This window comes from Caballeronia sp. NK8, assembly GCF_018408855.1.
GTDB lineage: Bacteria > Pseudomonadota > Gammaproteobacteria > Burkholderiales > Burkholderiaceae > Caballeronia.
This window is the reverse complement of sequence record NZ_AP024325.1, coordinates 35,078-56,457: the sequence shown is the minus strand read 5'-3', so window position 1 is coordinate 56,457 and position 21,380 is coordinate 35,078. Positions and strand designations below refer to the sequence as shown.

The window sequence follows — 21,380 nt, the reverse complement described above, 5'->3', positions numbered from 1 at the left end:
TTTCGTGGCGCCAGAAGAAGGATAGGACGGAACGCGGCGCGCCGCGAGTCAGCTCGCCTGGAAATAGAACGCTGCGGGATTGTCGACGAGAATCTTGCGCATCGTCGGCTCGTCATCGACGCAACGCGCCACCCAGCCGAGCACATCGGCGTCGGCGGGCGTCGGCCTCACGTTCGGATGCGGCCAGTTCGACGCCCACAGCGAGCGTTCCGGATGCCGCGCGGAGAGCGTGCGCACGAGCGGCGCGATGTCGTCGTATCCGGGCGGGCCGATGCGCGAACTCTCGTAAGGCGCGGACAGCTTGACCCAGCAGCGCGGCCCGTCGAGCAGGCGGCTCAGCGAAGCGAACGCGTCGCTTGCGATCGTCACCGGGCCGAGAAATTTGCCGATGTGATCGATCACGAGTTTCGCGGGCAGGCGCGCGAGCATCGCCTCATGTTGCGGCAGCGTGCAACCGTCGAGCTGAAGGTTGATGTTCCAGCCGAGGGGCGCGATGCGCGCGGCGATATCGTTCAGGCTGTCCCATCGCAGCAGCCCGCCCGGCAGCATCATGAAACGCACGCCGCGAATGCCGGCTTCGTGCAGGCGTTGCAGTTCGGCATCGCTGATATCGGGCGGCACGACCGCGATGCCGCGCGCGCCCTCGCCCAGCTTCCTGATCGCATCGAGCGTGCAGCGGTTGTCGAAGCCGTAGCCCGTCGGCTGCACGACGATCACACGCGACAAACCCAGCGCGCGCTGCACGTCGCGATACGCGTCGGCGGGCGCGGGCGGCGGGACGAACGTGGCGCTGAGCGCGAGCGGATAGCCGTCTTCGTAAATGTGGATGTGGCAATCGCACGCGCCGGACGGGAGCTTCATCATTGCGTGTGCGCCGGAATAGCGAAGCGCGCAACGCGAAACGCACGCGGCGCATTCACCGCGCCCTGCGGCGTGCGGCCCTGAAAGAGCGCTTCCGTCTGCGCGACGGTTTCCATCGACTGATGCTCGATCGCAGCGGGCGTGAGGCCGCCGACATGCGGCGTCGCGATCACGCGCGGATGCTGCGCGAGCGCGGGCGACGGCATCTGGTCCGGCGCGCGGCCCACGTCGAGCGCGCAGCCGGCGAGATGACCGCGATCGAGCGCGGCGAGCAAGGCGGCGTCGTCGACGAGTTCGCCGCGCGCCGCGTTGATGAAGTACGCGCCCGGCTTCATGGCGCCGATGGTCGTCGCGTTCATCAGATCATGCGTCTGCGCGTTCGCGGGCGCGAGGCACACGACGAAATCGGCTTCGGCCAGCAGCGTGCCGAGATCGCGCTGATGCACGCGCGGGTCGTCGATCAACGCGAAAGGATCGGACACGACGATCCGCATGCCGAACGCCAGCGCCAGATCGCACAGATAACGCGAAATCTGCCCGTAGCCGATCACGCCGAGCGTGCTGCCGCGCAACTCGCGGCCCATCTTCGGCGCGGGTGCGCCGCGCTGGTGGTACGCCTCGGCCTGGAAGGTCGTCGCGCGGCCCAGATCGAGCATCGCGCCGATCACCCATTCGGCCACCGCCGGCACGAAACCCGCGCTCGCCTGCGTCACGAGCACGCCGTGCTCGCTCGCGGCGTCGACATCGATGGTGCGGATATCCACCGCGCAGCGCACGAACGCCGCGAGCTTCGGCAGCGCATCGAACAGCGCGCGCGGCGCGGGCGTCTGCCGGTAGCCGATGATCACGTCCGCGTCGCTCGCGGCGACGGCCAGTTCGTCCGTCGTCAGTTCGCGGCACTCGGGATTGAACGCGACGTCGGCGACGGCACGCAACGCATCGGCCGCGCGTGCGCCGAAGTAATGGTCCAGCATGTGCCGTGGATGGCTGACGAATACCTTGTTCATGTCCTGGTCCTGTATTGCTTTGCTCACGCCGGCGCTGCAACGGATTCGCGCTCGACCAGCGTGATATCGGTGAAAAGCGCCTGCCCGGAATCGAGCGGTGCTTCGTCGTTCTGACGCATCGCGCGTTCCACCATCGCGGCGGCCATCGCCGGAACGGGAAGCTGCACGGTCGTGAGCGCGGGGTTGGAAATCGCCGCGAGAAAATGCCCGTCCATACCGACCACCGACATATCGTGCGGCACGCGCAAGCCCGATTCGCGCAAGCCCGCCATCAGGCCGAGCGCCATCAGATCGTTCACGGCGACGATGCCAGTCGGCCGGAGCGCGTCGCCCGCGAGTTGCCGCGCGAGCGCGCGGCCGTTCTCCGCGATCATCGAATCGCCGTATTCGTTGACCGGGCCGCTGTCGAGCACGCGCGCGCTGTCCGACAAACCCGCTTCCTCCGCCGCCGCGAGAAAGCCGCGAATCTTGTCGCGGCGCGACAGCGTCATGCCCGCGAGCGTCGCGTAACCGAGCCGCGTGTGGCCACGCGCGATCAGATGCCGTGTCGCGAGCCGCGCCGCCTCGAAGTTGTCCGGCGTGACGTGATCGATGCGCGTCGTCTCGCCTTCGTTCGCGCGACGGTCATAGCTCACGACGACCATGCCGCGCTCGGCTGCCGTTTCGAGGTGGCGTTCATCGGCGAGCGAGGAAATCACGATCACGCGCCGCACGCCGTGCGACAACAGATCCTCGAAAAATGACGCCTCTTTCGCCGGATCGCGATACGTATTGCCGATCAGCACGCGATACCCATAGCGCTCCTGCGCGTACGTCTCGACTTCACGGGCGATGTAGCCGTACATCGGATTCGCGATCGACGGCACGAGCAGCCCGACGAGCGGCGTCTGGCCGGTCTTCAACTGCCGCGCGAGCGTGCTCGGGCGATATTGCAGCGCGCTCATCGCGGCCTGCACGCGCGCGAGCGTGTCCTGGCGCATCTGATCCGTGCGGCCGTTGAGCACGTTGGAAACAGTGCTGACGGAAACCCCGGCGTGGCGGGCGACGTCCTGAATGGTGCTCATAACGAAGTTCTACTGCCGGCTACAGGCCGAGCCGGGTCGGCAGCCACAAGGAAAACGAGGGCACCAGAATGAGTACCACAAGCGCGATGCACAGCACCACCAGATATTTCAGCATCGGACGCGCGACGGCTTTCATGTCGGTGCCGGTGATCGCGCAGGTCGCGAAAAGTCCGAGGCCGACTGGCGGCGCGAACAGGCCGAGCCCCATCGCGACGACGATCACCGTGCCGAAGTGCAGCGGATTGATGCCGAGCTGCGTGGCGATCGGCGTGAGCAGCGGCCCGAAGATGATCAGCGCGGGCGCGCCTTCGAGCACCGCGCCGAACACGATCATGATGAGCACGGAGAGCAGCAGGAACATGGTCGGGCCGTACTGGTGCGCGAAGGCGATCATCGCGTCGGAGACGAGCGCGGGAATCTGCTCGATCGTCAGCGCGAACGACACGCTCGACGCCGCCGCGACGATGAACAGAATGCCGCTCGCCATCGACGCCGAGCGCACGAACACGCGCGCCACCGACTTCGGCGTGAGTTCGCGGAACGCGAGCCAGCCGACCACGAGCGCATAGACGACCGCGAACGCGGACACTTCCGTCGATGTCGCGATGCCCGAAGTCACACCCTTGCCGATCATCGCGATCATCACGAGGGCGACGAGCGCGCCGCCGAGCAACGGCAGCCAGGCGCGCGGATGGGTCAGCGCATCGGCGATATTGATGCGCCGCCCATAGATCACCGCGACGATCGCAAGCGCGATCGCCAGCACCGCCGCCGGCACGACGCCCGCGAGGAACAGCCCGGCGATCGAGATATTCGCGACGAAGCCCATGATGATCATGTTCACGCACGGCGGAATGGTTTCCGCCATCACCGCGCTGCACGCGAGCAGCGCCGCCGCTTCGTTCGGGTCTTCCTTGCTCTGCCGCACGGCCGGCATCACGACGCCGCCGACCGCGGCGATATCCGCGAGCTTCGAGCCGGACACGCCGGAGAAGAACGCCGTCGCCATGATCGTGATGAGGCCGAGGCCGCCGCGCACGCGTCCGAACATGCGCAGCAGCAGTTCGATCAGCCGCGACGACATGCCGTTGCCTTCCATCAGCAAACCGGCGAGCACGAAGAACGGAATCGCGAGCAGCACGAAGTGGTCGGTGCCGGCCATCACTTGCTGCGAGTAGACGAGTATCGGCAGGGATGGTTCGGCGAGGAAATACAGCAGCGCCGAGAACGCGAGCACGAAGCCGATCGGCACGCCGAGCGCGAGGCCGCCGACGAACCCCGCCGCGAGCAGAACGCCCGGCTTCACGGCGTGCGCCGGAACGAAGGCGTTCCACGCGAACAGCGCCGCCGCCAGCAACGCGCAGCCGGCCAGCGTGCCGAGCACGGTCTTGCGCGGCCCGTTGAGCGCGTTGGCGAGCGCGAACACCGTCATGAACACGCCGCCCGCGACGAGCGGATAGACGTTGATCCACGCGGGCAGGCCGCTCGGCGTCATCTGTCCGTATGAATCGACGAGCAGCAGGCACGACGACACGCACAAATTCCCCGCGACGCCCGCGATGATCCAGTGCCCCGCATGCACGAGCGCGGGCTGCCAGCTTTTCGGCAGCGCGCCGCGAAACAGATCGACGCCGACGTGCTGGCTGCGTCCGAGCACGGTCGCCGCGCCGAAGAACACGAGCACGATCATCAGCGCGCGGGCGACTTCCTCGGCCCAGTCGACGGGATCGTGCAGGAAGTATCGATAGACGACCGAGACGAACACCACGATCACATCGGCGGCGAGCACGGCCGCGCATAGATATTCGATCCAGTGCATGAGGGCGGCGAGCCCGCGTGCGAGCGCGGTTTCGCGGCCGAAGCCGGGCGCGGCGGCGAGTTGCGCCTCCGGTCCGGGCGTCGCGGAATAGCTGGTCATGGTCTTAGCCTCGTGCGGCGGCGATGGCCGTGAAGAGCGGCGCGGTCGCGGGATATTGCTTCGAGAAGCTCGCGTACAACTGCGACTGCATCTCGCGGCGCGCGGTGTCGCGATCGGCCGGCGACATCGGGAAGAAGGTCATGCCGCGCTTCTTCAGTTCCTGCTCGGCGCTCGCGGCGGTCTGGATCGCGGCGATGCGCTGCTTCGCGGTCGCGTCCTGCGCGGCCTTCTGGAACGCGGGGCGCAGGTTCTCCGGAATCTTCGCGAGCGCGCGGCGGCCCATCACGACGACGAGCGGGCTGAACACGTGGTTCGTCTGCCAGCACGACTTCACCACTTCGTCGTACTTGCTCGCGAGCACGGTCGCGCAATCGTGCTCGAAGCCGTCGACCACGCCTGTCTGCGCGGCCATGTACAGCTCGCCGATGGGAATCGGCGTCGGCACCGCGCCCATCAGCCGGAAGGTGTCCATGAAGGCCGGCGTCGGCAGCACGCGCAGCTTGACGCCCTTGATATCCGCGAGCGAATGCGCGGGCTTCTTCGTGAACACGTTGCGCGCGCCGAACGAATAGCCCCACGTCAGCACCGAACAGCCCGCGCGCTTTTGCAGCAGGTCGTCGAAGGACTTGCCGACGCTGCCGTCCATCGCGCGGCCGACGTGATCGAAGTTGTCGAACACATAGCCGAGATCCAGCATGCCGAGCTCGGGCAGCACGGTCGCCCAGATCGACGAGCCGGTGACCATCATGTCGACCGCGCCGACCTTGACCTGCTGCACCACATCGCTTTCCTTGCCGAGCTGGCTGTTCGGGAAATAGTCGATGCGAATCTGGTCGCCGACGCTCGCCTTCAGGTTGGCCGCGAGATTCTGATACCAGACGTAGTGCGCGGCGTTCTCGTTGGCGGGCATCGACGATGAAAGCCGCAACGTGACCGCCGGCTGCGCGCTCGCGAAGGTGGGCAAACCGCCGCCGACCGCCGCGAGCGAGGCCGCCGAGGCCGTCTGAAGGAAGCGTCGCCGGGAAATCGAATGCATGGTGTGTCTCCTGGATGCCGCGCGTCGCGCTGCGGACTGTATCGATTTAGTGTATCGATACAGTAATCGGCCGCGGCGACATGCACCAATAGGTGTATACCCACTGTATCGATTTAGAAGGAAGCGCTTTGGGGAAGACTCAGGCGGCGCGGCCGGCCGCGCGCTGGACGGCGAAAACGGCGACCGCCGTGGTCACGCCGGTGACGAGCACGCCGTACAGGCCGAGCAAGATCGACAATGCGCGCCCGACGGCGGTCGTCGCGACCACATCGCCATAGCCGATGGTGAGCGCGGTCACGCCGCAGAAATAGAGCGTCTCGCCGAAGGATGCTGGCGCGCGCGCGGCGCTGTCGACGGGCGCGCCAAGGCAGAACATCGCTGTACAGAGTGCGAAGAACACGATCAGCAACATGACGAGCAGCGAGCGCAGATGCCAAAGCGCCCGAATGAACTCGAACACCGTGCGGCTGGAATTGATCGTTTCGACCTTGAAGAGTTTCGCAATGCTATTCATCTGGACTGGATCTGCGTGGCGTCGGGCGAAGCCGCCATCCTACCTGTGGCCGATATCCGCCCGGAAGCACGAGACCCCGCTATTCAGCCAATGCCGAGCCCGCCTTTCCCGATGCATTCACGCCGCTTTCGCTTTGCGTGCGGCCCGCGAGCAGCCAGACCGCTACAGCAATCGTCAGCGCGCACGCGCCCGCCACGCCGAGCGACGCCGCGAAACCGCTGGCGAAGCTGTCGCGCGCGATCCGCACGATCGCCGCGCCTGCCGGCCCGCTCAGGCTTTCGCCCGCGTGGGCGAGATCGCCGGCCAGCAGACGCGAAAGGAAGGTCGCATCGAGCACAGTGGCGGGATCGGTCAGGCTCGACGCGTGCGCGGCCAGCGCGACGTGCGTGCGCGTCGCCAGCACCGCGCCCAGCACGCCTACCGAAGTGACGATCGCCGTGAAGCGCGTCGTCGTGCTGATGCCCGAAGCCATGCCGGTGCGGTTCGTCGGCACGCACGCCATGATCGCTTTTTGCGTGTCGCCGTTGAGCACGCCCGCGCCGAGGCCCGTGACGATCATGCCGAGCGCGATCAGCGCGTAATTCGACATCCCCGCGAACAGCGCCGTCAGCAGATTGCCCACGCCGATCGTCGCGAGGCCGAGCGTGAGCAGCGTCATGCCCCGCACGCGTTTGCCCAGCGCCGCGCCGATATGCGGCCCGACGACCATCGCGACGGCGAACGGCAACATGCCGATACCCGCGCGCACCGCCGGCAGACCGAACGCGTTTTGCAGATAGAGCGGCAGGAACGTCATCATCACCTGCGCGCAGGCGGCGTAGCCGAACATCGCGAGCACGGCGGCGACGAAGCGCGGCTGGCGAAACAGCGTGAGGTCGATCATCGCGTGCGCGCGTGAACGCTGCACGCGCACGAACACGACGAAGAGCGCCGCGCTCGCGGCCAGACGCGCGATGGTGCGCCAGTCCGACCAGCCGTCGGCCTGGGCGTCGATCAGCGCCCAGATGCCGAGCGCAAGCGACGCGGCGAACAGCACGCTGCCCGCCAGATCGATCGCGCCCGCTTCGGGATTACGCGACTCGCGCATGCCGCGCCAGGCGCACGCGGCGAGCAGCGCGCAGATCGGCAGGTTCATCAGGAAGATCCAGCGCCAGCCGGCCCATTGCGTGATGACGCCGCCAACCAGCGGTGCAATGGTCGTCGATATGCCCATGCACGTGCCCCACACAGCCCACGCACGGGCTCGCGCCGCGCCTTCGTGGAAGGTGTTGGCGATGATCGCGAGCGCCGATGTCAGCAGCATCGCCGCGCCGACGCCCTTCGCCGCGCGCGCGATATTCAACGCCAGCGCAGACGGCGCGAGCCCGCAGCCGAGCGACGCGAGCATGAACGCCGCAAGGCCCGCGATCAGCATCTTCTTGCGGCCGATGCGGTCGGCGAGCGCGCCCGCGGGCAGCAGGCACGCGGCAAACGCGACCATATACGCGCTCACGACCCATTCGACATCGGCGAAACCGGCGTGGAAATCGCGCGCGATGGACGGCAGCGCGACCGCGACGACGTTGGTGTCGAGCGTGATCAACGCGCACGTCGCGGATGCGGTGAGCAGCACGAAGCGGGGAGATTCGGATTTATCGGTGATCTTTGACATGACGTCGCGGCGAAAGATGAAACGGATTGGTCGATGCTAGCGGCGTCGCTCTTTCTCGTCATTGACATAGAATCGCTGAATAATTATCGAAATATGGAATACGGACATGCCCGTCGAATTGCGTCACGTGCGCTGTTTCCTGAGCGTCGCCCGGCATCTGCATTTCGCGCGCGCGGCGGAAGAACTCGGCATCGCGCCGCCCGCGCTCACCAAGCAGATTCAGGAAGCAGAGCGGCTGCTCGGCGTGCGGCTGTTTCATCGGACCAAGCGTTCGGTTGCGCTGACGGCCGCCGGCGAGGCCTATCTCGGCGAAGCGGTCAGCGCGCTCGATCATCTGGCGCGCGCAGCCGAACGCGCGGCGCTCGCGGAGCGTGGGGAACTGGGGAAGATCGTTATCGGCTACGTCGGGTCGGCGGTGTATTCGGGCGTGCTGCAGGCGACCGTGCGCGGCTTTCGGGCGGGTCATCCGATGGTGGAAATCGGCATCGAGGAAATCGTGATGCGCGAGGCCGGCGCGCTGCTGATGGAAGGGCGCATCGACATCGCTTACGTGCGGCCGCCGGTGCCGTATCCCGAAGGCGTCGAGGCGCGCACGGTGCATCGCGATGACTTCATCGTCGCGCTGCCCGCCGATTCGCCGCTGGCGGCGTCGGAAGTCATCGCGCCGGCGCAGTTGCGCGATCAGTCGTTCGTCGTGCCGGAGCAGGAATCAGGTACGCTCGACGTGGCCCGGCGCGGGCGCTTCACGGCGCGCGTTGTCGCGCAACCGGGCACGCTCGCGGACGTGCTGGCGCACGTGTCGCTGGGCGGCGATGTCGCCGTCGTGCCGCGCTCGCTCGCGCAGTGCGTGACGGTGCCGGGCGTGGCGTATCGGGAGATCGCGGGCAAGGCGGTGCCTTCCGAAGTGGCGATGGTGTATCGGCGTTTCGAGCGGGCGCCGGCGGTCAAGGCTTATCTGACGTTCGCGGCTTCATGACCGAAGCGCGGATCGGGCAGTCGGCTCGAAGCCGGCGCGATACGCTTGCGCGAGCGCCTGCGCGGTTTCGTGCAGCGCGGCGCGATTCATCGCCAGCGCTTCGCGCATCGCGGCGTGCAATTCGCCGATGGACACGACACCCGGTGCGCCCGCGATCTCCCACGTCGACACATACGCGTGCTGCTTGACCGAATCCGCGTGCTGGAACGTCACGCGCGGCAAACCATACGCCATCGCGACGATCCGGCCGTGCAGACTGCTGCCCGCGAATCCCGCGCTGTTCGCGATCAGCGCGCAGATGTCCCAGATGTTCAGCGAACCGACGATTCGTACCGCCGCGTGGCGCATGCGCGCGGCCATGCGCTCGTAGACCGCGATGTCGTCGTGCCATGGCGCCGCGCCCGCGCGGAACAGCGCGATGCCGAGGCCGGTCGATTCTCCCAGCCGATCCAGTTGCTGCCCGATGCGCGAGAGCGTGGGGTCGTCGCCGAAATCCGCGCTGAACTGGACCGCCAGATAGCCGCGACGGGCATCGGCATGCGTCCGGATGCGCGCGTCGAAGAGTTCGGCGGTCAGCGTCGCCGGGTCGGGGACGAGTGGAGCGTCGATTCCCGCGCGCTTCAGCGTGGCCTGCGTTTGCGTGTCTCTCACGCTGATGGCGTCGGCGGTTCTCAGTTTGGTCAGCACCTCTTCGCGGAAAGCAACATCGCGTGAATCCAGCGCCGCGCCGCCGATCGCGTTTAAGCAGATCAACTGCGCGTGTGGAAACGTCTCGCGGCCGATCACGTAAGGCGCCAGCGCGTGCGTTCCGAGCGCGGCGCGCGCCCATGCGGATCGCGTGCTGGCGTGAGCGCCGTATCGGGCGATGCAGGCTTGAGCGTCCTCGGGCTTCGTCAGCATGACGGCGGCTTCCCACGCGTCGCACGTCAGCAGTTCGCCGCCCGCATGGATCAGGGCGACCGGCTCGTCTCGCCCGTGCGCCGACAAAGCGGCGACCGCGTGACCGCCATACGCGCGCAAGTCGCGCTGCACGCATCCCGCGAACACCGGTTCGATGTCCGCCGAATGCTCCGCAAGCAATCGCGCGACGACATGCGCGAACAGCATGTCGCCGAAATTGTGGCGATCGAACGCGCCGAAGATGATGATCCGGCGTTTCGACGAGACGTGAGCGTTAGCCATTCGGCCAGCTATTTCGACCCCGTCCGGACAGGCACCATGAGCCTGTAACCCGTAAGGAACCCTGACATTCTGCAATTAGGAGAAAACGCATGCTGAATCTCGCCGCTTCCAATGGACTTCTGCTAGAGTACACACGTAGGTACACACAGGAAGTCATCATGCCCATCACCCGAATTTTCCGCAATGGCAACTCGCAAGCCATCCGCATTCCCGCCGAACTCGCCTATCCGGACACGGAGACCGAAGTCGAGATCGAACGCGTGGGCGACGAACTGCGCATTCATCCGGTGCGGCGCTCGCTCGCCGGGGCGCTCGATCGCTTCAAGCGCTTCGATTCCGATTTCATGGCGTCGGGACGCAACGAGCCGGAACAGGACGATCGGGAGTTCTTCTGATGCCGCGCTACCTTCTCGACACCAACATGTGCATCTATCTGATGAAGCATCAGCCCGAACAGGTCGCCCGGCGCTTTGCGCAATGCTACGTCGGCGACGTGGTCATGTCGTCGATCACGTACGCCGAACTGCAATTCGGCGTCGCGATGAGCGCGCGGCCGGAACGCGAGTGCGCCAATCTGGCGTCGCTCGTCGAGTTGATCGAGGTCGCGCCGTTCGGGGAGGACGCTGCGGCCGCCTATGGTCCGATCCGCCACGCTTCGCCGGAGCGCAACCGGGGCGCGCTGGACAAGCTGATCGCCGCTCACGCGGTCGCGCTGGGCGTGCCGATCGTGACGAACAACGTCAAGGATTTCGAGAACTATCCCGGTGTGAGCGTCGAAAACTGGCTCAATGGGGACGCGTGATTCAGGATGTTTCGTGCGCGGCTGGCCGCTGAAACGCGTCCTCACGATCGGCTAATTTTCCCCGATCAGACTTCCCTCACACGCTGTACGAGAGGAGGGAAAGATGAAGATCGAACCGACGCCCATCGCCGCCGCATCGCTGATCGCCGGGGGCACGGAGCGCGCCGCAACGCCCGAAAGCGCGACCGCCGACGCAACCGCCTCGCCCGAACCGATGCGCTACGAAGACCTCCTGCCCTATCTGCTCCTGCCGATGGCCGGCGCATACTGAACCGAACACCGCTGGAGCACCCGATGTTCACACGAGACGGCGTCACCTTCGAGTTCCATCACATGGGCATCCCGACGCACGAGCCACGCGAAGGCGAACGCTACAGCGCGCAGTTCCGCATGTATACGAGCGATGCCGAGTGCGGACTCATGCGCGTGCAGTATCACCGCTTCGAGGAAGGCAGCTCGCTGCCCGAGCTGATGCGCGTGGCGCCGCACGCGGCGTTCAAGGTAAGCGATCTGGCGAAGGCGATCGAAGGCAGGACAGTTCTGCTCGGCCCTTACGTACCGATCGATGGCTTTCGCGTCGCGGTCATTCGAGACGGCGAAGCGCCCGTCGAACTGATCGAGACGACGCTTACGGACGAGGAAATCTGGGGGCGGGCGAAGAGCGGCGTGCGGGCATCGATTTATCGTCGGGACTAGCGCCGCCTGCCGCGAAACTACGCATCATCGACGCGCCGAAGCGCTGCGCGACGCTCATCGCCGAGCGTCGCGGCGAAGTGCCTTCAGGCCGTTACCCGCGTGATACCGCCGCTCGACAGCAGACGCACGCGCTGGCCGGCGTAGAACATCTGACCATCGGCGGCTTGAGTGATTGCGCGCAGATCGCCATTGTCGAGGCGCACGGTGATTTCGAGGCCCTTCTGCCGTTCGAGATGATCCTGGACCTGATCGCCCGCGACCGCGCCCGCAATGCCGCCGATCACACCGGCGAGCAGCGAGCCGTGCCCGCGCCCGACCGCGCTGCCCGCAACCGCGCCGAGCAGGCCGCCGCCGAGCGCGCCCAACGGGCTCGACTGCCCGTTGTTGTTCTCGATCGTCACGCCGCGCACGCTCTCGACGGTCGCCATGCGGACGGTCTCTTCGTGCTGGGTCTGCATGCTGTTGTAGACGTCGGCGGAACTGCCCATCGACGCGCACCCGCTCATTCCCACTGTGCAGGCGACGGCCAGTGCGCAGACCGCGATAGTCGACTTGTTCATTTTTTCTCCTCAGATCGGACGATGTCTTGTTGGAATCGGCCCGCGTTTCGTGTATCGCGGCGCCATGAAAAGCATCGTAAAGACGCTGAATGAGGCGTGAATGAGGACGCGCGGCGTGCTTGACCTGCATGATTGAAGCGCTTATACAGAACTCTCATCGCTCGCGACCGGAGTCCTGAATGACAAGAAACGCGATTCCCATCGTGGTTTGCGCCGTCGCTCTCGCTGCGTGTTCCACCGACGGCTCCAATTCCGCCCCGCCACCCGGCGCCACCACCACGACCCTGCCTTCCGGCGGCGTCTATAAAGGCTCACTCAAAGGCAGCACGGCCGAAGCCACGCTGTTGATGCTCTTCAACGGCACCGCGTATCTTTTCTATGGAGGCGCGGGCGGCACGGGTCTCGCAGGCGTCGCGGTCGCGACCAATGGGGCGCAGTCGGGCGACGGGCGCTTCACCAGCAATTCGGCGTTCGACTATCGCGTGGGCAAGGCGCCTGCGTCGCCCGCCGCGTTCAGCGCGAACTTCGCGCAGGCGCCCGCCGTCGATGCAACCGTCGCGAACAAGGACGGCAGCGCGGGCCTCGCGTTTTCCGGCAACGCCGCGCCGATGCTCGATATCGCGCCGAGCCGCGCCAATGCGGGCGGCCTCTACAGCGGGCGCGGCATGGCGCTCGGCGGCACGACGCAGACGCGCATCACCGTCGCCGGCGACGGCTATCTGGCCGGCACAACGACATCCGGCTGCATCTTCAAGGGCACAGTGGCGCCGCACGAAGGCGCGAACGCGTACGACGTTTCGGTGACGTTCGGCCCCGCGCCGTGCCCGATTCCCGACGCCACCGTGACCGGTAACGCCGTGCTCGACGGCCCGCGCCTCCTGGTCGCGTTGCCTAGCCCGGACCGCTCGAACGTGTTTCTCTTCGACGGGCGGAAATAGATGCCGCACGAACGGATGCGCGGCCGCGAAAGTTAGTCATCCACTGCTTACAAAAGCGTTTTCTATCCTAAGATTGTTGACTGCAGGCAGCGTCGTGGCGTTCACGCCGGTTGCTTTCCGGGCCGTGCGCTTCGGCGAAAGTAGTCGTGTGTTGTTCAGTGCAATTTCCGAAGAGCAATCTTGCTTTGCATGGGATCGGACGCGCCCACGCGCGCGCTCCGGTCGATAACAACAGGAGACAAACCAGATGAACGCAACGCTCAAGCTTTTGCCGTTGGCCGTCGGTGCGATGTTCGCCTGCCTGCCGTATGCGAACGCGGCGCAGGACAATGTCAATACGCTTTCCAATTTTCGTCAGACCGGCAACGCCGTACCGGCGGAAAAGATCCCGCAAGCCGGACCGACCGCCGACGCGCTGCGCAAGAACCTCGAACAGATCAAGCTGCCGCCGGGCTTCAAGATCGAGTTGTACGCGGTCGTGCCGGAGGCGCGGCACATGGCGATCGAGCCATCGACGGGCGTCGTGTTCGTCGGCACGCGCAAGAATCGCGTGTGGCAGGTGACCGATCGCACCAAGCAGCGCGTCGCGAGCGACGTCGTGCAGTTCGCGTCGTCGGTGACGTTCAAAGTGCCCAATGGCGTGTGTTTCTCGCCCGACGGCGTGCTGTATGTCGTCGAGCAGAATCGCGTGCTGGGCTTCCCTGCCGCGCAGTTCTTCGGTGAAGGCGGCCCGGACGTGGCGGCGGCGGTCGTCGTGCCGCAGGGCAAGCTCATTCCGGCCGCGTTCGAGAGCTTCAACCACGGCGCGCGCGCTTGCCGCGTCGGACCGGACAAGAAGCTGTACATTGCGCTCGGCCAGCCTTGGAACGTGCCGCCGAAGGACAAGCTCGCCGATCTCGACAAGAACGGACTCGCCGGCATCATCCGCATGGATCAGGACGGCAAGAACCGCGAAGTCTATGCACACGGCGTGCGCAATTCGGTCGGCCTCGATTTCAATCCGAAGGACAAGACGCTCTGGTTTACGGATAACCAGGTCGATGGCATGGGCGACGACATTCCGCCCGGCGAGCTGAATCACGCGACGAAAGCCGGCGAGAACTTCGGCTTCCCGTGGTACGGCGGTGGCAAGGTCCGCACCGTCGACTACAAGGATCAGAATCCGCCGGCGGGCGTCGTGTTCCCGCAGGTCGAATTCGCCGCGCACGCCGCCGACCTCGGCATGTCGTTCTACAACGGCAAGATGTTCCCGCAGAAATATCAGGGCGGCATCTTCGATGCGGAGCATGGTTCGTGGAATCGCACGACGCCGATCGGCGCGCGCATCATGTACATCCCGATCAAGGACGACGGCACCGCAGGCGAGGCGGAAGTCTTCGCGGAAGGCTGGCTCACGTCGAACGGTGAATACATGGGCCGCCCCGTCGACGTGCAGGTACTGCAGGACGGTTCGCTCCTCGTCTCCGACGACTACGCGGGCGCGATCTATCGCATTTCCTACACGGGGGCCAAATGAAGCAAGCGCTGACGGCGGCGGTGCTGGCCAGCGTTCTGGCGGCGGTGTCGCACGCGTCGTTCGGCGCGGGCGACATCAAGGCCGGGCGCGCGAAAGTGGCGCAATGCGCGGCGTGTCACGGCATCGATGGCATGTCGAAACTGCCCGAAGCGCCCAATCTCGCCGGTCAGACGGAAGAATATCTCGTGAAGGCGCTCAACGATTTCCGCTCGGGCGAGCGCAAGAACGAGATGATGTCGATGATGGCGAAAACTTTGTCGGACGCGGACATCGCCAATCTGGCGGCGTATTACCACAGCCTCGGCAAGCAGTGACCGCGACCAATGTTGTAAATATGTTGCAAATTTGCTGCGGTACAAACCCGATTGCGATTTTTTTTGTTTTAGGTGTTGACGTGGAGACTTAAGGGTTTATACTTACACCTGTCTCCTCCATGTCTCAACCGATGTGGATTCAAGCCCGCTCATCTGAAGCGGGCTTTTTTTTGCCCCTGCATTAGCCGGCGTTGCCGCGCCGCGCATCCAGCGCCTTGCGCGATCGTTCCAGTTCGTCCGCGATCAGCCGCTCGTCGGGGAGCACGGTCTGATATTCGGCCGCCAGAATCTTGTTCGGCAGATTGTCGAGCGCATAGCGCGCCTCCGCGCTGCCCTTTCCCGCGCACAGAATCAGCCCGACCGGCGGGTTTTCGCCCGGCTTCATCCAGTGCTCGCGCGCGTAATTCAGATAGAGATGCATCTGACCTGCGTCCGCGTAGCTGAACCGGCCGACTTTCAGATCGACGACAACCAGGCACTTCAGCCGTCGATGGAAAAACAGCAGATCGACGCGAAACCAGGTGTCGTCGATGCGCAACCGTCTCTGTCGTCCGATGAACGCGAAGTCGTCGCCGAGTTCCAGCAGAAAATCCGCGAGGCGCCGGATCAGCGCTTCCTCCAGATCCGATTCGGAATATTCGTCCTTGATGTCGAGGAATTCGAGGACGAACGGGTCCTTGATCGCTTGCTCGGGCGTGATCGCATCGTCGGGAGCATGCTCGGCGGCCTTTTCCAGCAGCGCGGCCTTGTTGCGCGACAACGCAAGACGCTCATAGAGCTGGCTGTTCACTTGCCGGTCGAGCTGACGGACCGACCAGCCTTCGCGTAACGCTTCGGTTTCATAGAAAGTGCGCGCCGCGTCGCTCTTTACGGAGAGCAGACGCACGTATGCCGACCACGGCAGCGCGAAGCGGGCGGCGAGTGACGCCAGTCGTACGTCGGCGCTAGCGGACGGCAAGGAGGGTGCGGATTCTCCAGACGCCGTCTGGAGTATTGGCGAAGCCATCGGGGATTTTCCAGACGCTGTCTGGAAAATCGCTTCTTGCGGCCATTGCTGATAGAACGCGCGCATATTGGCGAGGTTCGCCTTGCCGAATCCCCTGCCGAAACGGCTCGTGAGATCGCTGGCCAGCCGCGCGATCAGCGTGTCCCCGTAGACCGCCCGATGCGCACCGCCCTGCTCCGATTCGACAATCCGTCGCCCGATTTCCCAATACGACGCCGTCATGATCGCATTGACGCTCCGTGCGGCGGCGCGCCGCGCGCTCTCGAGCACATCCACGATGCCCGAGCGGAATTCGTCGTAGTCGTCTGCGGCGATCTCGTGTTTGCTCATCCGTCGAAGGTCTCCGTGCGGTGCGGCCCGTCGGGCGCGCATCAGCGCTCGAATATAACGGAATTCGCCTCCCCGTCGAGGCACGGCATCCGCACGGAGCTTCGGTCTTGTCGTTTGGGTTGGTCTCCCGACGCGCCCCGCGCGCAAGGCTTGGGGTTTCTTCGCAGGCTCGTGCATTGCGAGCCGCGGACTTTTCCACAGTTTCCGTGCACAAGGCTGTGGATATCGTTCTGGGTACTACTGCAACGCATTGATTCGACAACACTTACATCCGACGCCCGACAATGCGCCCCGTGCGCGCCGCCGGACTCAATCGCCCTTCGGCACGCAGGACGCGAGCATCGCGTCGACGCGATTCATCTCGATACTGAAAACCGACTGCGGCGCGGTGGCGCTCAACTCGTCGGAGGCGGAGCGCGGCAGCGCCATCGCGATGGTGGCCGTCGCAAGCAGCGCGACAACCACGGACAGGAACCAGGAAATGACAGCCATTGCCAACCTCGTCAAGAAGATCTCTCGGAATCGGCGCGCGTGAACGTCAGCGCGTGATGTGAAGAGTACGGCTGCGCGGCGCTTCGCACAGCCCTACGGACGGGGGGACTTGAAGGAGGGTAACTACGGACGCAGTTTCGGCGAGGGAATGGTCGGCACGTTCTGGGCGAGCGCCGCGGCCTCCTGCGCGCGCATCGCGCGGATGAAGCCGTCGCGCTCGCGCAGGCGGCTCCAGTAATCGGCGATCGACGGCGCGAAGCGCTCGTTCAGATCGATCAGCTCCGCGAGCATCAACGCATAGCCGACGGAAATGTCTGCCGCCGTGAAGCGCCCTGCGCACAGAAACGGCTGTGCGGCCAGCAGCGGCGCGAGCGTGCGCAGGCGCGCGTGAAACCAGCGCGCGTAGTCGTCGACGATTTGCGGCTGTCGCCGCTCCGGCGGCTCCAGATGCGTATAGCGCAGGACGAGGGTTTGCGGAAAGGTGAGCGTCGCTTCGCCGAAATGCACGAAATTGAGATAGCGGCCGAAATCGGCTTCGTGCGGCGCGACGTCGAGCACGCCCGGCGAATGGCGCGCCGCCAGATACTGGCAGATCGCCGCCGATTCGGTCATCAGGAGCGCGCCGTCCTCCAGCAGCGGAATCGTGCCGAGCGGGTTCACTTCCTTGAACGCGTGAGCGAGCACGCGCGGCGGAAACGGCAGCATCTTCAGTTCGTACGGCACGCCGATCTCTTCCAGCGCCCACAGCGGCCGGAACGAACGCGCGCTCACGCAATGGTGCAGCGTAATCACGTCGGTATCTCCGCTCAGCCGAGCCAGGACGGCTTGCGCTTCTCGAGGAAACTGCGCACGCCCTCGCGCCCTTCGTCTGATGCCCGGATGCGCGCGATGCGCTCGGCGGTCTCCGCGATCAAGGATTCGTCGATGTCCTTGCCCGCGAAATCCGCGACGAGCTTCTTGCACTCGCGCACGCCGTTCGGACTGTTCGCGGCGATACTCGCGGCGATCGCGTCGACGCGCGCGTCGAGTTGATCGGCGGCGACGGCTTCATGCACGAAGCCGAGCCGCAGCGCTTCGGCGGCATCGAAGCGCTCCGCCGACACGAAATAGCGATGCGCCGCGCGCGCGCCCATTGCGCGGATCACGTACGGCGCGATCGTCGCGGGCATCAGGCCGAGCTTCGCTTCGGAGAGACAGAAGTGCGCCGTCTGCGCCGCGACCGCGATATCGCATACCGCGACGAGGCCCATGCCGCCCGCGTAGGCGTCGCCCTGCACCCGCGCGATCACGGGCTTCGAGCACGCGTAGATCGTGTTGAGCATCGTCGCGAGACCGAGCGCATCGGCGCGATTTTCCGCTTCCGAATAGCCCGCCATGCGTTTCATCCAGTTCAGGTCCGCGCCCGCGCAGAAGGCCGGGCCGCTCGCGGCGAGGATGACGACGCGCACGTTGGCGTCGTCGTCGAGCGCGCGGAAGGCGGCGGTCAGCTCGACGATGGTCGCGTCGTCGAAAGCGTTGCGCACGTCGGGGCGATCGAGCGTCACGCGCGCGACGTGTCCTTCGATGCTGAGCTTCAGGCGTTGCAGATTCGCTGCGTCGGTCATGGTGTCGTCTCCTGATGCGCCTGAACTGAGCGTTGCTCAACTTATTCAGACTGAAAGCTTGTCTTTGATGGATCAGTGTCTACGAAAAGCGTCATCGAGGTCAACTCGAATTTTTGAGTATGACTCACAAAACATTGACCGAACAATCATCCGATGAGGCCTATGTCCAGCATGTCACCGAGCGGCAACACGCGGACGTAATATAGTCGTATATATTACGGTGCTCGCCGAGCCGCACGGCCACACGCTCGCGGCCGTCCAGCGTGCCATCCGAAGTCGATCCATAAACAGAAAGTCAACTCGATTCAAGGAGCTTTACGTGAAGATTCGTATTTTGCGCGCTTTGCTTTCCGCCTTCGTTCCATTAGCCGCGGGCATTGCCGCAACGTCGGCGCTCGCCGGTGAGGTGCAGGTGGCGGTCGCGGCGAACTTCACGGCGCCCGTGCAGGCGATCGCCGCCGATTTCGAAAAGGATACGGGCAACAAGGTCGTCGCTTCCTTCGGGGCGACGGGCCAGTTCTATGCGCAGATCAAGAACGGCGCGCCGTTCGAAGTGTTCCTCGCCGCCGACGACTCCACGCCCGCCAAGCTCGACAGCGAAGGCGCGACCGTTGCCGGCAGCCGCTTCACCTACGCGACGGGCGCGCTCGCGCTGTGGTCCGCGAAAGACGGCTACGTCGACGACAAGGGTGACGTGCTGAAGAAGAATGACTTCAAGCACATCGCAATTGCGAATCCGAAGGCCGCGCCCTACGGTCTCGCCGCATATCAGACGCTCGACAAGCTCGGCCTGGCGACGGAGATCAAGCCGAAGGTCGTCGAAGGACAGAACATCTCGCAGACGCAGCAGTTCGTCGCGACGGGAAATGCCGAGCTCGGTTTCGTCGCGCTGTCGCAGATCTACAAGGACGGCAAGATCACGAGCGGCTCCGCGTGGATCGTCCCCGCTGACCTGCATGAGCCGATCAGGCAGGACGCCGTGATCCTGAGCAAAGGCAAGGACAATCCGGTCGCGAAGCAGTTCATCGAATACCTGAAGGGTCCGAAGGCTGCCGCGGTGATCAAGTCCTACGGCTATCAGCTGTAAATCCGGTTACGGAAATGGTGTGGCCGCGATAATCTCGTGCCCCTGCGGCCACCCGTGCAACCAGAAAACATATGGATTCAAACGACTTCGCGGCCATTCTGCTGACGCTCAAACTGGCAAGCGTCGTCACCGTTCTCCTCCTCGTTTTCGGCACTCCGGTTGCCTGGTGGCTCGCACGCACGCGCTCGCGGCTCAAAGGGGCGTTCGCGGCGGTGGTCGCGCTGCCGCTCGTGCTTCCGCCCACGGTCCTGGGTTTCTATCTCCTGTTGACGCTGGGCCCGAACGGGCCGGTCGGCAAGCTGACGGAATCGTTGGGCCTCGGCGTTTTGCCCTTCACCTTTCCAGGCCTCGTCATCGCATCCGTTTTCTATTCGTTTCCGTTCATGGTTCAACCGGTACAGGGCGCGTTCGAAGCAATCGGTGACCGTCCGCTCGAGGTCGCCGCGACCCTTCGCGCCAGCCCTTGGGAAACCTTCTGGTCGGTCGCGGTTCCGTTGGCCAAACCGGGCTTCCTGTCCGGCTCGATCCTGGCGTTCGCTCACACCGTCGGCGAATTCGGGGTCGTGCTGATGATCGGCGGCAACATTCCGAACAAGACACGCGTGGTCTCGGTGCAGCTTTTCGACCACGTCGAAGCGATGGAATACACCGCCAGCCACTGGCTCGCGGGATGCATGGTGCTGTTCAGCTTTGTCGTCCTGCTGCTGCTGTACACGTTGAGTCCTCAGACCGTGCGAGGCCGCGCAGGATGAGCCATATTCGCGCGACGGTCTGCATCGATCGGGGAGCGTTCCGGCTCGACGTCGATCTCGAACTGCCGGATCGCGGCGTCACCGCGCTCTTCGGTCATTCCGGCTCGGGAAAGACGACGCTGCTTCGCGCCATCGCCGGACTCGAGCGTGCTCCGAACGGCTATATCGGACTCGGCGATGTCGTCTGGCAGGACGATGCCCGCGACATCTTCGTACCGACGTATCGGCGCTCGCTGGGCTATGTCTTCCAGGAAGCGAGCCTGTTCGAACATCTCGACGTGCATGGCAATCTGAATTTCGGCCACAAGCGCATCCCGGATTCGGAACGGCGCTTCAAGCCGTCGGACGTCGTCGAACTTCTCGGGATCGGCGGCCTGCTGAAGCGCCGGCCCGCTGGCCTGTCAGGCGGGGAACGTCAGCGCGTTGCCATCGCGCGGGCTTTGCTGACCGCGCCCCGGTTGCTGCTCATGGACGAGCCGCTCGCCGCCCTCGACCTCAAACGGAAGCAGGAAATCCTTCCCTATCTCGAGCGGCTGCACGACGAACTGTCGATTCCCATCATCTATGTCAGCCATTCGCCGGATGAAGTGGCGCGACTGGCCGATCATCTCGTGTTGCTCGATGCAGGCAAGGCCGTCGCCAGCGGCCCGCTGACGGAGACGCTGGCCCGCGCGGATCTGCCGCAAGCCTTTGCCGATGATGCCGGCGTCGTGCTCGAAACGGTCGTCGGCGCCCATGACGATGATCACCTGACGCGACTGGATTTCGCCGGCGGAAGCGTCTATGTCGCCATGCGGCCGGAAGCGATCGGCCGGCGGCTGCGTTGTCGTGTGCATGCGCGCGATGTCAGTCTCGCGCTGGAGAAACCCGCTGCAACGAGCATCCTCAATCTGTTGCCGGGCGTCGTGACGGACATCGTATCCACCGATCCCGCAGGTCACGTCCTCGTACAGCTCCACTTGGGAAAGACGCCGCTTCTCGCACGCATAACGGAAAGGTCCAGGAAGACGCTCGATCTCAAGAAAGGCCAGCAAGTCTGGGCTCAGGTCAAATCCGTCGCCTTGCTCGATTGAA

General features: G+C 65.1%; 24 protein-coding genes. 11 read left to right on the top strand and 13 right to left on the bottom strand.

The genetic code is table 11. The features are described 5' to 3' along the window. Window positions 1-48: 48 nt before the first annotated feature. The 7 genes from NK8_RS25850 to NK8_RS25820 all read right to left on the bottom strand — a co-directional run bounded on the left by NK8_RS25850 (window position 49) and on the right by NK8_RS25820 (window position 8,051). A complete protein-coding gene (locus tag NK8_RS25850) occupies window positions 49-864 on the bottom strand; it encodes an amidohydrolase (protein ID WP_213232528.1) in 816 nt (271 codons plus the stop codon). After that, window positions 861-1,868, bottom strand: a complete 1,008-nt coding sequence (locus NK8_RS25845) for an NAD(P)-dependent oxidoreductase (RefSeq protein WP_213232526.1) — start codon at window positions 1,866-1,868, stop codon at window positions 861-863. Before NK8_RS25845 ends, NK8_RS25850 begins: the two co-directional genes overlap by 4 nt. A 23-nt stretch (window positions 1,869-1,891) precedes the next feature. Further along, complete coding sequence (locus tag NK8_RS25840) at window positions 1,892-2,932, bottom strand: LacI family DNA-binding transcriptional regulator (RefSeq protein ID WP_213232524.1); 1,041 nt, start codon at window positions 2,930-2,932, stop codon at window positions 1,892-1,894. A gap of 19 nt (window positions 2,933-2,951) precedes the next feature. Then, window positions 2,952-4,850 carry a TRAP transporter large permease subunit gene (locus NK8_RS25835; RefSeq protein ID WP_213232522.1) on the bottom strand — a complete coding sequence of 633 codons (1,899 nt, stop codon included), beginning with the start codon at window positions 4,848-4,850 and terminating at the stop codon, window positions 2,952-2,954. Between the two features lie 4 nt (window positions 4,851-4,854). Next, window positions 4,855-5,886, bottom strand: a complete 1,032-nt coding sequence (locus tag NK8_RS25830; RefSeq protein ID WP_213232520.1) for a TRAP transporter substrate-binding protein — start codon at window positions 5,884-5,886, stop codon at window positions 4,855-4,857. Window positions 5,887-6,025: 139 nt separating this feature from the next. Further along, a complete protein-coding gene (locus NK8_RS25825; RefSeq protein WP_213232518.1) occupies window positions 6,026-6,400 on the bottom strand; it encodes a potassium channel family protein in 375 nt (124 codons plus the stop codon). A 79-nt stretch (window positions 6,401-6,479) separates the two neighbouring features. Next, on the bottom strand, window positions 6,480-8,051 hold the full coding sequence (locus NK8_RS25820) for an MFS transporter (protein ID WP_213232516.1): 1,572 nt from the start codon (window positions 8,049-8,051) through the stop codon (window positions 6,480-6,482). Between the two features lie 106 nt (window positions 8,052-8,157). Between NK8_RS25820 and NK8_RS25815 the strand changes: the two genes are divergently transcribed. Then, window positions 8,158-9,027: a LysR family transcriptional regulator gene (locus NK8_RS25815; RefSeq protein ID WP_213232514.1), complete on the top strand. Its 870-nt coding sequence runs from the start codon at window positions 8,158-8,160 to the stop codon at window positions 9,025-9,027. Here the strand turns inward: NK8_RS25815 and NK8_RS25810 are convergent. Beyond that, window positions 9,022-10,209, bottom strand: a complete 1,188-nt coding sequence (locus tag NK8_RS25810; protein WP_213232512.1) for a polysaccharide pyruvyl transferase family protein — start codon at window positions 10,207-10,209, stop codon at window positions 9,022-9,024. The two genes, NK8_RS25815 and NK8_RS25810, sit on opposite strands and share 6 nt — an antisense overlap. Before the next feature lie 158 nt (window positions 10,210-10,367). Here NK8_RS25810 and vapB point away from each other — a divergent pair, with 158 nt between their 5' ends. The 4 genes from vapB to NK8_RS25790 all read left to right on the top strand — a co-directional run bounded on the left by vapB (window position 10,368) and on the right by NK8_RS25790 (window position 11,707). Beyond that, window positions 10,368-10,604, top strand: coding sequence for a type II toxin-antitoxin system VapB family antitoxin (gene vapB / locus NK8_RS25805; protein ID WP_061177632.1), 237 nt, complete (start codon window positions 10,368-10,370; stop codon window positions 10,602-10,604). Continuing rightward, window positions 10,604-11,011, top strand: a complete 408-nt coding sequence (locus NK8_RS25800) for a type II toxin-antitoxin system VapC family toxin (protein WP_213232511.1) — start codon at window positions 10,604-10,606, stop codon at window positions 11,009-11,011. Before vapB ends, NK8_RS25800 begins: the two co-directional genes overlap by 1 nt. A gap of 103 nt (window positions 11,012-11,114) precedes the next feature. Continuing rightward, entirely contained in the window at window positions 11,115-11,282 is a 168-nt protein-coding gene (locus NK8_RS25795) for a hypothetical protein (RefSeq protein ID WP_213232510.1), read from the top strand. 23 nt (window positions 11,283-11,305) lie between these two features. Next, window positions 11,306-11,707 carry a hypothetical protein gene (locus tag NK8_RS25790; protein WP_213232509.1) on the top strand — a complete coding sequence of 134 codons (402 nt, stop codon included), beginning with the start codon at window positions 11,306-11,308 and terminating at the stop codon, window positions 11,705-11,707. Window positions 11,708-11,790: 83 nt separating this feature from the next. On the opposite strand, the gene NK8_RS25785 is transcribed toward NK8_RS25790, so the two are convergent. Continuing rightward, complete coding sequence (locus NK8_RS25785; protein ID WP_061177629.1) at window positions 11,791-12,267, bottom strand: glycine zipper 2TM domain-containing protein; 477 nt, start codon at window positions 12,265-12,267, stop codon at window positions 11,791-11,793. 179 nt (window positions 12,268-12,446) lie between these two features. Here NK8_RS25785 and NK8_RS25780 point away from each other — a divergent pair, with 179 nt between their 5' ends. The 3 genes from NK8_RS25780 (at window position 12,447) to NK8_RS25770 (ending at window position 15,035) form a co-directional block, all read left to right on the top strand. Next, entirely contained in the window at window positions 12,447-13,205 is a 759-nt protein-coding gene (locus NK8_RS25780; RefSeq protein ID WP_213232508.1) for a hypothetical protein, read from the top strand. Window positions 13,206-13,452: 247 nt separating this feature from the next. After that, window positions 13,453-14,721, top strand: a complete 1,269-nt coding sequence (locus NK8_RS25775) for a sorbosone dehydrogenase family protein (protein ID WP_162070349.1) — start codon at window positions 13,453-13,455, stop codon at window positions 14,719-14,721. Then, window positions 14,718-15,035 carry a cytochrome c gene (locus NK8_RS25770; RefSeq protein ID WP_213232507.1) on the top strand — a complete coding sequence of 106 codons (318 nt, stop codon included), beginning with the start codon at window positions 14,718-14,720 and terminating at the stop codon, window positions 15,033-15,035. Before NK8_RS25775 ends, NK8_RS25770 begins: the two co-directional genes overlap by 4 nt. 181 nt (window positions 15,036-15,216) lie before the next feature. Here NK8_RS25770 and NK8_RS25765 read toward each other — a convergent pair whose 3' ends face one another. From NK8_RS25765 to NK8_RS25750, 4 genes are all read right to left on the bottom strand, one after another. Then, window positions 15,217-16,371, bottom strand: coding sequence for a YhcG family protein (locus NK8_RS25765; RefSeq protein WP_213232506.1), 1,155 nt, complete (start codon window positions 16,369-16,371; stop codon window positions 15,217-15,219). A gap of 309 nt (window positions 16,372-16,680) precedes the next feature. Further along, window positions 16,681-16,863, bottom strand: a complete 183-nt coding sequence (locus NK8_RS25760; RefSeq protein ID WP_162070352.1) for a hypothetical protein — start codon at window positions 16,861-16,863, stop codon at window positions 16,681-16,683. Between the two features lie 123 nt (window positions 16,864-16,986). Further along, window positions 16,987-17,655: a glutathione S-transferase family protein gene (locus NK8_RS25755; protein WP_162070353.1), complete on the bottom strand. Its 669-nt coding sequence runs from the start codon at window positions 17,653-17,655 to the stop codon at window positions 16,987-16,989. Between the two features lie 14 nt (window positions 17,656-17,669). Next, window positions 17,670-18,467 (bottom strand): enoyl-CoA hydratase/isomerase family protein, encoded by a 798-nt coding sequence (locus tag NK8_RS25750; RefSeq protein ID WP_213232504.1) that lies wholly within the window; start codon window positions 18,465-18,467, stop codon window positions 17,670-17,672. A 343-nt stretch (window positions 18,468-18,810) separates the two neighbouring features. Between NK8_RS25750 and modA the strand changes: the two genes are divergently transcribed. The 3 genes from modA to modC all read left to right on the top strand — a co-directional run bounded on the left by modA (window position 18,811) and on the right by modC (window position 21,379). Further along, window positions 18,811-19,554, top strand: a complete 744-nt coding sequence (gene modA / locus NK8_RS25745; protein ID WP_225936510.1) for a molybdate ABC transporter substrate-binding protein — start codon at window positions 18,811-18,813, stop codon at window positions 19,552-19,554. A 71-nt stretch (window positions 19,555-19,625) separates the two neighbouring features. Further along, window positions 19,626-20,306, top strand: a complete 681-nt coding sequence (modB, locus tag NK8_RS25740; RefSeq protein ID WP_162070355.1) for a molybdate ABC transporter permease subunit — start codon at window positions 19,626-19,628, stop codon at window positions 20,304-20,306. Continuing rightward, window positions 20,303-21,379 (top strand): molybdenum ABC transporter ATP-binding protein, encoded by a 1,077-nt coding sequence (gene modC, locus NK8_RS25735; protein ID WP_213232502.1) that lies wholly within the window; start codon window positions 20,303-20,305, stop codon window positions 21,377-21,379. Before modB ends, modC begins: the two co-directional genes overlap by 4 nt. Window position 21,380 lies beyond the last annotated feature (1 nt).